This is a genomic window from Actinophytocola sp. (assembly GCF_035634895.1).
Classification (GTDB): domain Bacteria; phylum Actinomycetota; class Actinomycetes; order Mycobacteriales; family Pseudonocardiaceae; genus Actinophytocola.
In genome coordinates, this window is record NZ_DASQCC010000119.1 from 1 (window position 1) to 13,621 (window position 13,621).

General features: G+C 68.8%; 11 protein-coding genes. 8 read left to right on the forward strand and 3 right to left on the reverse strand.

Annotated features, from left to right (window positions below; all coding sequences use genetic code 11):
• The first annotated feature begins 385 nt into the window (after nt 1–385).
• Nucleotides 386–1,177 carry a class I SAM-dependent methyltransferase gene (locus VET29_RS16740; protein WP_324921156.1) on the forward strand — a complete coding sequence of 264 codons (792 nt, stop codon included), beginning with the start codon at nt 386–388 and terminating at the stop codon, nt 1,175–1,177.
• A gap of 21 nt (nt 1,178–1,198) precedes the next feature.
• On the opposite strand, the gene VET29_RS16745 is transcribed toward VET29_RS16740, so the two are convergent.
• Nucleotides 1,199–3,148, reverse strand: a complete 1,950-nt coding sequence (locus VET29_RS16745) for a Xaa-Pro dipeptidyl-peptidase (protein ID WP_324921158.1) — start codon at nt 3,146–3,148, stop codon at nt 1,199–1,201.
• 320 nt (nt 3,149–3,468) lie between these two features.
• Between VET29_RS16745 and VET29_RS16750 the strand changes: the two genes are divergently transcribed.
• From VET29_RS16750 to VET29_RS16760, 3 genes are all read left to right on the forward strand, one after another.
• Complete coding sequence (locus VET29_RS16750; protein ID WP_324921160.1) at nt 3,469–4,275, forward strand: hypothetical protein; 807 nt, start codon at nt 3,469–3,471, stop codon at nt 4,273–4,275.
• Between the two features lie 119 nt (nt 4,276–4,394).
• Nucleotides 4,395–5,225: a hypothetical protein gene (locus VET29_RS16755; RefSeq protein ID WP_324921162.1), complete on the forward strand. Its 831-nt coding sequence runs from the start codon at nt 4,395–4,397 to the stop codon at nt 5,223–5,225.
• A 343-nt stretch (nt 5,226–5,568) separates the two neighbouring features.
• The gene (locus tag VET29_RS16760) at nt 5,569–6,384 is read left to right on the forward strand and encodes a hypothetical protein (protein WP_324921164.1); all 816 of its coding nucleotides are present in this window, start codon (nt 5,569–5,571) and stop codon (nt 6,382–6,384) included.
• 79 nt (nt 6,385–6,463) lie between these two features.
• Here the strand turns inward: VET29_RS16760 and VET29_RS16765 are convergent, their stop codons facing one another.
• On the reverse strand, nt 6,464–7,441 hold the full coding sequence (locus VET29_RS16765) for an NAD(P)-dependent oxidoreductase (protein ID WP_324921166.1): 978 nt from the start codon (nt 7,439–7,441) through the stop codon (nt 6,464–6,466).
• A 101-nt stretch (nt 7,442–7,542) separates the two neighbouring features.
• Here VET29_RS16765 and VET29_RS16770 point away from each other — a divergent pair, with 101 nt between their 5' ends.
• Nucleotides 7,543–8,493, forward strand: coding sequence for an alpha/beta hydrolase family protein (locus tag VET29_RS16770; protein WP_324921169.1), 951 nt, complete (start codon nt 7,543–7,545; stop codon nt 8,491–8,493).
• A 100-nt stretch (nt 8,494–8,593) separates the two neighbouring features.
• Here VET29_RS16770 and VET29_RS16775 read toward each other — a convergent pair whose 3' ends face one another.
• Nucleotides 8,594–9,118, reverse strand: a complete 525-nt coding sequence (locus VET29_RS16775) for a sigma-70 family RNA polymerase sigma factor (protein ID WP_414636515.1) — start codon at nt 9,116–9,118, stop codon at nt 8,594–8,596.
• Nucleotides 9,119–9,862: 744 nt separating this feature from the next.
• Between VET29_RS16775 and VET29_RS16780 the strand changes: the two genes are divergently transcribed.
• The 3 genes from VET29_RS16780 (at nt 9,863) to VET29_RS16790 (ending at nt 13,549) form a co-directional block, all read left to right on the forward strand.
• Nucleotides 9,863–11,341 (forward strand): DUF1996 domain-containing protein, encoded by a 1,479-nt coding sequence (locus tag VET29_RS16780; RefSeq protein WP_324921173.1) that lies wholly within the window; start codon nt 9,863–9,865, stop codon nt 11,339–11,341.
• 199 nt (nt 11,342–11,540) lie between these two features.
• Nucleotides 11,541–12,983, forward strand: coding sequence for a DUF1996 domain-containing protein (locus tag VET29_RS16785; protein ID WP_324921175.1), 1,443 nt, complete (start codon nt 11,541–11,543; stop codon nt 12,981–12,983).
• Nucleotides 12,977–13,549 carry a ferric reductase-like transmembrane domain-containing protein gene (locus tag VET29_RS16790; RefSeq protein WP_324921177.1) on the forward strand — a complete coding sequence of 191 codons (573 nt, stop codon included), beginning with the start codon at nt 12,977–12,979 and terminating at the stop codon, nt 13,547–13,549. Before VET29_RS16785 ends, VET29_RS16790 begins: the two co-directional genes overlap by 7 nt.
• Nucleotides 13,550–13,621 lie beyond the last annotated feature (72 nt).

A 13,621-nucleotide genomic window follows, 5' to 3' on the forward strand; every position in this document is an offset into this window, starting at 1 on the left:
GCCGTGCGTGAGGACCGGCCGCCCGTTCCCGGCCGCCAGCGCGACCCCGGGTGCGGCGACCCCGGCGGCGAGCACCCCCGCGCCGACCGCACTCGCCCGCAACATCGTCCGCCTGCTGACCCGATCGTTCGTCATGGGCGCTTTCTAATCGCCCATCACGAACGGCGCGTCAACCGGAGGTGAACGAACAGGCCGTCCGGGTCCGGTAACGGTTGGGTCACGCACCCATCCGGCGCCGGGAAGGTCCCCGAACCAGCCGTAGAGCCAACCGACCGGACGGGGTCCCTTTCCTCCCCTCAGGGACCCCGTCCACCCTTCCGTCCACCCTTCCGTCCACTTCGGACACACGGCGGCGGCGCCCACGGCCGCGCGATAGCGTGGCGTGGTGAGCGAGGACACCTGGGCCGGCCTGGCCGGCCCGTTCGTCGACGAGGCCTATGCCACGGTGAAGGGGTACGTGCGCACCTACGTGCTGCACCAGCACCTCCTCGAGCACCTGCCGCCACCACCGGCGACCGTCCTCGACGTCGGCGGCGGCGCGGGGCACCAGTCGTTTCCACTGGCGGATGCCGGCTACGACGTGACCCTGCTCGACTCCTCGCCGGCGATGCTGGACAGGGCCCGGCAACGGCTCGAACGGCTCCCCGCCGAGGCCAGGCGACGAGTGTCCTTCGTCCAGGCCGACGGTGAGCACGCCGTCGAGGCCCTCGACGGCCGGCACTTCGACGCCGTGCTGTGCCATGGCGTGCTCGGCTACCTGGCGCGGCCCGACGCGATGGTCGACCAGCTCTGCCGCTGCGTCGCCCCCGGTGGTCTCGTCTCGATCATGACGGGCAACGCCGACGCCGCGGCGGTACGCCCGGCCATGGAACGCCGCTGGGACGACGCCCTCGCCTCGTTCGACGCGCGGACGGAGATCGGCGTGCTGGGCGTGCCTGGCCGCGCCGACACTGTCGACGAGCTGAGTGACCTCGTCCGGGACGGCGGTGTGGAGCCGCTGCGCTGGTACGGCGTGTGGCTCTTCGTCGACTGGCTCGAGTTCGGCGGCACCGACCTGGACCCGGCCGACTCGGCACAGGTGGCCGCGGTCGAGCTGGCGGCCAGCCGGCGCGACCCGTACCGGCGGCTCAGCCGCGTCTTCCATCTCGTGGGACGCAGGGCCCCCGCCTCCCGGTGAGGAGGCGGGGGCCGCCCGGCGTCAGTTCGCCGGCACTCGCCTCAGGTCCCGGTCGCTCTCCTGGACGTCCAGCACCCTGGTGGCCGCGACCTGTGGCGCCACCGTGGTCTCCGCCAGCGCCGTCGCGCCCGGCGCCAGGGACACCGGCAGGCCGAGCCGGCTGTGGCCCAGGTCCAGCCGGACGGTCGCGCCCGTGCTGGTCGGCACCGTGGACTGCTGGTCGGACACCGTCAGCACGAGCCCGAGCACGCGGCCGGCCGGCAGCACCTTGTCGTGGGCCATCAGGTCGAAGTTCACCGTGTACCAGCGGTCCGGCTGCAACAGGCTCGGGTTCGACAGCGAGTCGCGGTGGGCCGCGTCCACCCAGCCCCGGGTCAGGACGGCCGCGTCGGACGTCACCACGTCCTTGACCGAGTCCCGGTAGCAGGAGTCGTCCGCCGCGGTGGACGCGCCGTAGCAGGACTCGGTGGACAGGGTGCGAATTCCCTCCTGGGCGCCCTGGTAGTTGACGCGGGTCGCCGTGCCGTAGTCGACGAGCCGCGCCGACAGTTCCGTGTTCGGCCTGTCGACCTTGACGCGCAGGGAGATCGTGGTCGTGCCGCTGATCCGTAGGTCCCTCGGCAGCGGCGCGGACAGGAAGACCGCCCGGCCGGCCACCGCGGTGTTGGGGTTCGCTATCGCGTCCCGCTCGCGGAGGTTCGGGTTGTCCACCACGGTCTGCGTGCCGGTCGTGTGGGTCAGGCCCAGCGTGCCGGCGGTGCCGTTGCCCGCGCCCAGCGAGACCGGCAGGGTGAAGGCGCCGCGCGCCGGCCAGGTCGACTCGTTCACCCAGCCGTCCGGGTTGCGCTCGATAGTGGCCATGGGCTCACGCATGACGCCGTTCGGCAGGCCCTGCAGCCAGTAGTCGAACCAGCGGTGCAGGGTCTCCACCCACTCGGGGCGCCGGAAGTCGAAGGGGTCGACGTGCCCCTCCTGGCTCAGCCAGATCTTGCGCGGGACGTGGTTGCGTGCCAGGGCCGCCCACCACTGCGCGAAGTGCTTCGGCTCCACGTTCTGGTCGTTGATGCCGTGCACGACGAACACGCTGGCCTTGACCTTGCGGGCGTCCGGCACGAAGTTCCGCTCCGCCCAGAACGCGTTGAAGCTGCCGTTGACGTTGTCCTCGCCGGCGAGCAGCGCGTCCCGCACCGGCTGGCACACCTCGTCGGGCCGGCCGTTGACGAAGCCGGACAGCCAGTCCGCGCCGCCGTTGACCGTGTAGAGGGCGCCGTTGTCCCGGTAGTAGTCGTACCAGCTGGAGATGGCCGAGATCGGGACGATCGTCTTCAGGCCCTCGACACCGGTGGCCGCGACGCCGTTGGCGACCGAGCCGTCCCACGACTTGCCGATCATGCCCACCTTGCCGCTGGTCCAGGTGGCGCGGGCCGGGGTGCCGTCGGCGTAGGTGGCCCTGGCGCGCCCGTTCAGCCAGTCGATCGCGGCCTTCACGCCCTCGATCTCCTCGCGGCCGCCGACGTCGCCGCAACCGGTGGACCGGCTGGTGCCGTTGAAGTCGACCGCGGCGAACGCGTACCCGCGCGGCACGAAGTAGTTGTCGTAGAAGAGCGGGAACTTGGTCACCGTGCCGTCGGCGGCGTACTGCTTCACCTCGCTCTCGTTGCCCCGGCCGCAGCACTGGTAGTACGGCGAGGCGTCCATGATGACCGGCACCTTGCCGGCCGCGGCCTCCCTCGGCCGCACGAGGTCGACGGCCACCTTGTCGGGCACGCCGTCGCCGTCGTTGTCGAGCCGGGTGGTGACCCAGACGCTCTCCCGGATGGCGTTGGCGTAGTCGTAGACGGGCACCGTCTCCGTGCCGTGGACGTGTGGCGGGCGGGGCGCGGCGGTCGCGGTCGCCGGAGAGACGACCAACCCGGCCAGGGCGGTCGCCGCCACGACCAGCACGGCCCGGCGCAGGGGGGAAAAGGCCATGTCGGCAACCTACCGGCGGGCCTGGGCCGGCGGTAGGTTCCCGTTTGCCAGCTGGCCGGACGGCCACTCGGCGCAACGCGCGAGTACCGAACGGCCGAACAGATCCTTTTCCACTAACGGCCCAGAAAGCCGCCGAACAGTCCGTTGACGTGGGCAAACGCTTGCGGTACGTTGTCAAAGCGGCAAACTTTGGACAGTCGACCAGCTGAAAAGTTGCCGCAAAAGTCGGGGATTAAATTAGTGGCGATCGATTGCGCCCAGAATATCCACTCAATTCATTACCTGGGGGAACAGGAATGAACATATCCAAACTCAGAACCATGGCCGCAATAGCGGCGGCCACGGCGACGGCACTGGTTCTCAACACCAGTTCGGCCACCGCGACACCCGACCGGGACGACCCGGGGATCCTGTCCAGCGACGGACTGATCCTCACCGGCGACTGGAACGGCGACGGCATCGACACCCCCGGCTTCTTCTTCGGCGGTTTCTGGTACCTGCACGACTCCAACACCTCCGGCGGCCCGGAAATCGCCTTCCAGTACGGGGACGACAGCGAGGAGGGCTTCCCCGTGGTCGGCGACTGGGACGGCGACGGCTTCGACACCGTCGGCCTCGTCCGCGGCGACACCTGGCTGCTGTCGAACTTCCTCGGCAACGGCTTCGCGGACGTGGTCTACAAGTACGGCGACCCCAACGAGACGGGCTTCCCGGTGGCCGGCGACTGGAACGAGGACGGCATCGACACGCCGGGCCTGGTCCGGGACAACCGGTGGCTGCTGCGGAACGCCAACAGCGGTGGTAGGGCGGACATCGACTTCACCTACGGCAGCCAGAACGAGACCGGCAGCCCGCTCGTGGGCGACTGGAACGGCAACGGCACGGACTCACCGGGCCTGGTCCGCGACGGCGTCTGGTTGCTGCGCAACTCCAACACCAGCGGTCCCGCGAACCTGACCTTCGCCTACGGCAACCCGGTGCCGCTGCACTGGCCGACCGCGGGCGACTGGGACGGCAACGGAACCGGCACCCCGGGTGTGGTCGATCTCAACCAGAGCCCGTTCGTCTGGCATCTGCGCAACACGAACGACTCGGGAATCGCCGACGTCACCTTCAACTACTTCTGATGGGCTGACGCCACAACGATCCGCACACCGCACCTCCCGGGGTCTTCGCTGATCCGGGAGGTGCTCCCGCGCGGCGTCGCGCGGTGCCCGACAAATTCATCACTGGGGGCTCGACGAAAATGAGCAAGATCAGAACCGTGGCCATCGGCGCGGTGGTGTCCACGGCCACGGTGCTGCTTCTCGACACCACCACCGCCACCGCCACGCCGGACCGCGACGACCCGGGCATCATGTCCAGCAACGGGGTCACGCTCGCCGGCGACTGGAACGGGGACGGCATCGACACGGCCGGCTACTACGGCAAAGCCGTCTGGCACCTGCGGAACTCGAACACCACCGGCGGTACGAACATCGAGTTCCAGTACGGGGATCCCGGCGAGGCGGGCTTCCCGGTGGTCGGCGACTGGGACGGGGACGGCATCGACACCGTCGGGCTCGTCCGCGGCGACACCTGGTACCTGTCGAACTTCCTCGGCAGTGGCTTCGCCGACGTGGTCCTCAGGTTCGGCGACCCCGGCGAGACGGGCTTCCCCGTGGTCGGCGACTGGAACGAGGACGGCATCGACACACCGGGCCTCGTCCGGGACAACCACTGGTTCCTACGCGACACCAACTCCACCGGTGGGGCGAACGTCGACTTCACCTACGGCAGCCAGAACGAGACCGGCATTCCGCTGGCGGGTGACTGGAACGGCAACGGCACGGACTCACCCGGCCTGGTCCGCGACGGCACGTGGTTCCTGCGGAACGCCAACTCCAGCGGTCCCGCGAACGTCTCCTTCACCTACGGAGACCCGTGGCCCCAGCACTGGCCGGTCACCGGCGACTGGGACGGTGACGAGACCAACACCCCGGGTGTGGTCGATTTCAACCAGGGTCCGATCCTGTGGTGCCTACGCAATTCGAACACCACGGGAATCGCCGACTTCTGCTTCGGTTACGCCGTATGAACCGACGCCATAGGAAACGGGCGCGGCCCGGACCTTTCCGGTCCGGGCCGCGCTCTTTCCCATGACCACCTCGGGTTGGCCGCCAGTTGGCGGAATCTTCTGTGCCTGAACGGTCGAACGATCCACCAGCTGAAACTTCGTCTGGTACTTCGTTGACGGCACACACGACTTCCGGGTAACTTGGTTTTTGCGACACTTTGGACGGTCAACTGGGGGGCGCTAGCCAGTTGGAAGTCGTTCGCGAACGTCGGGGGTTTAGCGCTGTTTTCGCGCAAGAGAACATCTGGAACCTTAAAAATCGCATGGGGGCAAGAAACCAATGAAGCTAGCTAGACTGGGTGCTGTGGCAATCGGGGCGACTGCCGCTGTACTGCTTTTCGGCACTGCGCAGGCAACCGCGGCACCCGACCGGAAGGACGTGGGGATCCAGTCGTTCAGCAACGGCGTCGCGCTCTCCGGGGACTGGAACGGGGACGGCATCGACACCCCGGGCCTGTTCGACTTCAGCACGGGCGTGTGGCTCCTGCGGAACTCGAACGACTCCGGTGACCCGCAGATCGTGTTCCAGTACGGCGACGAGGGGGAGTTCGGCTTCCCGGTGGTCGGCGACTGGAACGGGGACGGCATCGACACCGTCGGCCTCGTCCGCGGTGGTGACTGGTTCCTGCGCAACTCCAACACCACCGGTGGGGCGAACGTGAGCTTCACCTACGGCGACCCGAACGAGTCGGGTTTCCCGGTGGTGGGCGACTGGGACAACAACAACACGGACACCCCCGGGCTCATCCGTGACAACCAGTGGCTCCTGCGGAACTCCAACACCACCGGTGGGGCGAACGTGAGCTTCACCTACGGCGACCAGGGCGAGATCGGTTTCCCCGTGGTGGGTGACTGGAACGGCGACGGCAGCGACACCCCGGGCCTGGTCCGCAACGGCACCTGGCTGCTCCGCAACTCGAACTCCGCGGGTGGGGCGGACATCGGCCTCAGCTACGGCGACCCGATTCCGGTGCACTGGCCCGTCACGGGCGACTGGGACGGCAACAACACCGACACCCCGGGTGTGGTCGACTTCAACACCGACCCCGAGCACATCCTGTGGTTCCTGCGGAACTCGAACACGACGGGCAACGCGGACGTCACCTTCACGTACTTCTGATGGGCTGACGGTCCTACCGGTTCGAGAAACGGGCGCCGCCCGGGCCTTACAGGTCCGGGCGGCGCTTTGTCGTACCCGCTCAGCGGACCGTGTAGACCCCGGTCGTCTCCGCGTGATAGCCCTTCGCGCCGACCGCCAGCGCCAGCGGGCTGCGGAAGTCCTCGCCGGCGGACAGCGCCGACAGCACGTGCGCGAAGTCGTACCGCGGCGTCCAGCCGAGCGCCTCCCGCGCCCGGTCGTTCACGTAGACCCGGTCGATCTCGTCGAACATGCGCCAGCCGCGCCGCGCGTACTCCCCCGGCTGCGCGGGAAAGAGCCTGGCCACCACGTCCGCCGCCGACCCGTGCAACTCGGCCAGGTCGCTACGCGTGAACGGGGTCGTCGCGCTCACGATGAACCGGTCGAAGCCGATCTCCGGCGCCTTCGCCATCGCCAGCAGGTGCGCGTCGACCACGTCCTGGAGGTCCACCCGCCGGTACAGGTACTCGTTGGCCTTGAGGTTGGCGTCCGCGTAGGCGGTGCGGACCTCGTCGCGGTCGTCCGGCTCGGCGAAGAACCGGGACGTCCGCAGGACCACCACCGGCAGGCCGTGGTCGCGGTGCACGAGCTCGCACAGGTTCTCCGCGGCCGTCTTCGTGACGCCGTAGATGTTGCGCGGCACCGGCACGACGTCCTCGGTGACCCAGGTCGCGGCGGCGCCGCCGGACGTCAGTGCCCGGCCGAACGCGCTGGTGGTGCTGGTGAACACGAACCTCTCGACGCCGGCCGCCACCGACTCCGTCAGCAGCGTCAGCGTGCCGGTGATGTTGGTGTCGACGAACTCCTGCCGCTCGTGCGAGCCGACGTGCGGCTTGTGCAGGGTCGCCGGATGCAGCACCGCCGTGACCCCCCGCAGGCACGACCGCACCACGTCCCGGTCGCCGATCGACCCGACCACCGTGGTGAACGGCGAGTCCAGCACGTCGAGCCCGACCACGTCGTGGCCGAGGTCCGACAGCACCCGCACCAGCGCCTCACCGAGGTGTCCGGCGCTTCCCGTGACAAGAATCCGGTCCATGCCACCACAGTAGGTAACGGCGCCAGCCGGTTTTGTTGACCACTCACAGCCAGCGGGGGTTGACTGCAGGTGACACCGGAACTCGGCATCACGAGGAGGTCATGGTGCGGTTCAAGGGTTTCCTGCTGGCCCTGGTGCTGGTCTTCAGCACGCTGCTCACCGTCCCGGCCGCGGCGGTTCGCACCGCCGCGTGGGTGGTCTCGACCACTCGGCTCGACGACCGGTTGGTCGAGCTGGTCGTCCGTTCCCCCGCCGTCGGCCACGACGTCGGCGTGCGCCTGCTGCTGCCACCCGACTACGACCGTCACCCGGGCCGGCGGTGGCCGACGCTCTACCTGCTCCACGGTTGCTGCGACGGCGACACCGGCTTCCGCAGCTGGACCGACAAGACCGACGTCGAGGAGCTGTCCGCCCACACGAACGTCCTGATCGTGATGCCGGAAGGAGGTCCTGGCGGCTTCTACTCGGACTGGCTCTCCGGCCCGCGATGGGAGACGTTCCACCTCACGGAGCTGCGCCGGATCGTCGAGCACGAGTACCGGTCCGGGCCCCGGCGCGCGGTCGCGGGCCTGTCGATGGGCGGGTTCGGCGCCCTGTCCTACGCCGGCCGGCATCCCGGGTTCTTCCGCGCCGTCGCGTCGTTCAGCGGCGTCGCACACCCGACCTACCAGGGGGCGAGGAGCACCCGGCTGGTGCTCGACATCGTCCGCGGCACCGGCGCCGACCCGCTCGGGCTCTGGGGCGACCCGGTCGCGAACGCGGACGTCTGGGCCGCACACAACCCGTTCGACCTGGCACGACGGCTACGCGGGACGAAGGTGTTCATCTCGGCCGGCAACGGAGAGGCCGGGCCGTTCGACGCGCCGGGCTCCGGCGTCGACGGCCTGGAGCAGCTGCTCGGTGAGCAGTCGGTCGCGGTGGCGGACCAGCTGCGGCGGTACGGCATACCTGTGCGCACCGACTTCTACGGTCCCGGTCATCACGCGTGGCCCTACTGGGAGCGAGAGCTGCACCGGTCCTTCCCGATGCTGGTGTGGGCGGTGGCACACTGAGATCCCCGGATCGCGCTGCGTGACCTTGGTTACGGCTAGGCCGATCGCGCTCCCTTACCGCAGGGCCGATCGGCCTAGATGCCTTACGCCACAAGCGCTGTCAGACTTCCTCGAGCGCGTTCCGTAGCGCCTTCAACGCGTAGTACACGCGGGACTTGACCGTCCCCTGCGGCACGCCGAGCACCCTCGCCGCCTCCTCGATCGTGCGGTCGCGGAGGTAGGTCTCGGCGAGCGCCTCGCGATGTTTGGGGCTCAACGCCTGTAGCGCGTCGGCGATCACCATGGCGGACAAGGAGTTCTCCGAATCGTCGGGGATGGTCATCGTCTCGAGCGGCGCGGCGTCGACCTCGTGCGGGCGCACCTTCGAGCTGCGCCTTCCATCGATGACCAGGTTGCGCGCGACCGTGTACAGCCACGCGCGTACGCCGATTGACTCGCGGTCGAGTCGATCCGCGTTGCGCCATGCGCGGACCAGGGTCTCCTGCACCACATCTTCAGCCCATTGCCGATCGTTGCCGGTCAGGTACAGCACGTGACCGAACAACGCTCCGCCGAACTCCCGGTAGAGAGCCCTGATGAGCGCCTCATGTCTGTCCGAGACGTCGTCCGCGCCGGCTGCTTCCAATCTTGGACGCCGGCTCACGGGGACACATCTTTGCCCTATCGGGCGGTCGAAGTCGAGTGACCCAGGTCACAGTTGTTTCCTAGCCGTGATTGAACCGTGATTTCTCGTTGTCCGTACTTGCTGGTGACCACACGTGCTGGTGTCCGAGGAAATCCTTGCGAAGAAAGGAAACTCATGAGCACCCGACGCGACCGAAGAGCGATGGTCGCGGTGATCGTCCCTCTCGATCGCCGCAACACCGCAGGCGACGTCTAGTCCGATATGGAGGGAGAACGCCTCGGTCGTGTCGTGGCGGTGGCACCGTTGGCGCTGCTCACCCCGGTTGCCTGCGCGGCCTCGGAGTGTGCACACCTCGGCGCCCGGCCTCCCGCCGTCCCCCGGCAGCGCATCCCCCGCCGTGCAGCCGGGATGACGGCGAGGAGGCCCCCACCACCACCGACGAGACGATCCAGGGCGGCGACCCGGGTACTGGGCGGTACCGGAACGCCAGCAGTCCAGACGACACGCGAGCGAACTGCGGGTCCGCGTGTCCGTTCCCTCCGACCAACGCCGTGATCGACCACACCAGCCCGGCGGTTCCCGGGCCGGCCACCGCGAACGCGCCACCGAGACCGGCGCACGCGGACCGATCACGGTGACCGCACTGGGGACCGGCGACCTCGAAAACCCGAGGTAACGCCCGCCGCGACGCGCCACCTCCGCGCGCGGTGCGGGTCCCGCAACACGAAACGAGGCAACCAAACGATGGCTCGACACAATAACCCGCGGTACAACCGGAAACGCCTGGTCGTAGCGGGTATCGCGGCCGTGACGACGATCGGCGTCGCGGTTGGCATCGGCATCTACGGCAGTGCGTTCGCCGACCAACCGGACCCCAGAGCGGCAAGCGAGCAGTGTCTGCCGACGGACAGTGCGCCCCCGCCCACGTCGTCGGAGTCCTCGGAGACGTCCCCGCCGGACGAGACCGAACCGACCGACACGAGCACCGGCACGGCGACCGACCAGCCGACCGAGCAGCCGACCGACACCGGGACCTCGATCCCGGACTCGACGGAGACCAAGAAGGGTTGGCTTGCCGGCGGCAAGTTGCTGACCTTCCACCCCCCGAACGGCTCCAGCGCCCCGGGCGAGGACGCCGGTGACAACGCCGGTGACAACGGCGCAGGTGACAACGGCGCAGGTGACAACGGCGACAACGCGGGTGACGGCGACAACGGCGGTCAGCAGGGCGGTGGAAACGGCGGCGGAAACGGCGGTGACTACGGCGGGCCGAAGCCGCCGGAGCAGGCACCGGAGCCACCGGACGGCGGCATGGACCAGTTCCCTGGTGGGGACCAGTGCCAGGACGTCCTCGGCCCGAACCCGGGCGACTTCGTCGCCATCGACGACGTCCCGCCGAACAACCTCGCGGACTCCCCGCAGGCCAGGGACACCGGCTCGACCGGCACGTTCGAGTCCCAGTGCGGCACCAACGAGAACGGGCACAGCAACTCGGCGAACTTCATCGTCGCGCCCGGCAACGAGAACGGTGCCCAGCACACGCACGACTACGTCGGCAACGAGGACACCGACGGCTTCACCGACAACGACAGCCTCGCGGCGGCGGGCACGACCTGCACCAACGGCGACCAGTCGACCTACTACTGGCCGATCGTCCGCCTGCGCAACGAGGGCTCGAAGGCCGTCGACCCGCTGAACGCGCACAACGTCGGCGACCCGGTCCGGCCGGTGTCGGCGCAGCTGCAGTTCCGCGGCAACGCGGTCGACAAGGTCGAGGCGCTGCCGGAGTTCATCCGGATCATCACCGGTGACGCGAAGGCGTCGACCAACGGCGGCGCCAACGCCAACGCCAAGTGGACCTGCACCGGGTTCGAGGACCGGATCACGACGAAGTACCCTCTCTGCCCGCAGGGCAGCAACCTGGTGCGGATCTCGGACTTCCCGGGCTGCTGGGACGGCAAGAACACCGACAGCGCCAACCACCGCACGCACGTCGCGTTCGCCGACGCGCAGGGCGCCTGCCCGGCCGGCTTCGAGGCGGTCCCGCAGTTGCGGATCACGCTGACCTACGAGCTGCCCCAGGGTGTCCTGTTCGCGCTGGACGCCTTCCCCGACGAGAAACACAACCCGGTCACCGACCACGCCGACTTCGTGAACGTCATGTCAGAGGAGCTGATGACCCAGGCCGTCGACTGCATCAACAACGGACAGACATGCAAGTAGGGCCGGCCGACCGCTGGCGAGATTGATGTGAACCGCGTGCACGAGCTGTCCGTGATGTAGGCGCAGCTCGTGCACGCGCCCACCGAAGTTTTCGACATCCAGGTGAAGCGTGCTGGTCTCGACGGGCTGGTCGCCGACGCGCCGCTTCCGCTCTCGGTGACAGTTCCCCGAGCAACACACGAAACGAGGCAACCACAAGATGGCAAGACACAAGAATCCGCAGTACAACCGGAAACGCCTGGTGGTGGCGGGTATAGCGGCCGTGACGACGCTCGGTGTCGCCGTCGGCATCGGCATCTACGGCAACGCCTTCGCCGCCGACCAGAACGCCCAGAACGCCGCGAGTCAGGAGTGTCTGCCGACTCCGCCGTCCAGCAGTGCGCCGCCGGCGGCGACCACGACGACGACGGAAACGAGCGCCTCGGACACGGCTACCCAGCAGCCGACCGACACCGGCACCGCCTCCGACACGACCTCCGAGTCCACCACCTCGGGCACCGCGACCGACCAGCCGACCGACACCGGCACCTCGATCCCGGACGAGACGACCGAGACGACGACCACCACCACGAAGAAGAAGGGCTGGCTGGCCGGCGACAAGATGCTGTCGCTGAACGGTCACCCGCGTGGCGGTCAGGGTGGCGGCCGTGGCGGCAACCAGACCAACCCGAACGACCAGGGTGGCCCCGTGCCGTCCGAGACGGCGCCCTCGGTGCCGGCCGGCGCCGCGATGCAGAGCTTCCCGGGTGGCCAGGCGTGCCAGGACCAGTTCGGCCCGGTCGCGTCGGACTTCGTGGACATCCGCAAGGTCCGCCCGTCCAACGTCGGGCAGAACCAGAGCACCCAGCGCGGCCGCGGCGCCTCGACCGGCACGTTCAACGTGAGCTGCGGCACCAACAAGAACGGCCACAACAACTCGGCGAACATGATCGCCGCGCCGGGCAACGTGAACGGCGCCCAGCACACGCACGACTACGTCGGCAACCTGACCACGGACGGCTTCTCGACCAACGAGAGCCTCGCCGCGGGTGGCACCACCTGCAGGAACGGTGACAAGTCGGCGTACTTCTGGCCGATCATCCGGATCCGCAACAAGGGCTCCAAGGCGGTCGACCCGCTGAACGCCCACAACTTCGGCGACCCGATCCTGCCGGCCTCGGCGAAGATCGAGTTCCGTGGCAACGCCAAGGGCCCGGTCGCGGCGATGCCGGAGTTCCTCCGGATCCTCACCGGTAACGCCAAGTCGGTCACCCAGGCCGGCGCCAACCAGAACGCGAAGTGGACCTGCACCGGGTTCGAGAACCGGATCACCGCGAAGTACCCGCTGTGCCCGCGCGGCAGCCAGACGGTCCGGATCGCGGACTTCCCCGGCTGTAACGACGGGAACACCGACAGTGCCAACCACCGCACGCACATCGCGTTCGCGGACGCGGCCGGCAACTGCCCGGCGGGCTTCAAGGCCGTTCCTCAGCTGAGGATCACCTTGAAGTACAACCTCCCACGCGGCAAGCTGTTCGCGCTGGACGCTTTCCCCGACGAGAAGCACAGCCCGATCACCGACCACAACGACTTCGTGAACGTGATGGATGCGAACCTGATGAACCAGGTCGTCCGATGCATCAACACCGGACGGCGATGCTAGAAATCGCGGCTGCGAGCCACGATGACGGCGTACGCGAGCTGTCGATCCTGTCGGCAAGACTCGCGTACGCCCTCATGTGCCTGACCCTGACGTGGGGCGTGCTGGTTTCGACGGGCTGGTTCGACCGGCTCACGGGCCGGCACGCCCTGCGTGCGTCCCACCAGGTCTTCGCGACGATCACACTGGCGTTCGCGTTCGTCCACGGGGTCGGGTTCCTTGTGATGGACAACGGCCTCCCCCTCGGCCGGATCATCATCCCGTTCACCGGCCCGCTCCGGGACACGTTCGGGACGCTGGCGTTCGAGGGCATGCTGGCCGCGTCGATCGCGGTGGGACTGAAACGATGGACGACCTACTGGCGCTGGCTGTGGATCCACCGGCTGGCGTACCCGGCCTTCGCGTTGGGCGTGCTGCACGCCTTCTTCCAGGCGCTGGCCCGGGGCACCCTCTCGACGGTGGCCCTCGGTGGGCTTACGCTGCTGATTCCCGCCGTGCTGGTGATCGCGCTGCGGCTCGTGCCGCCGAAGGCGCTCGAGGCAGCAGGACTGGCGGAAGGAGGGCCGTGAGCGGAGTTGGCGGAGCTTGCGTAGCGAACCCACGGCGCCACGCAGCGGGTGAGGTGGCGCCATGAGCGGAGC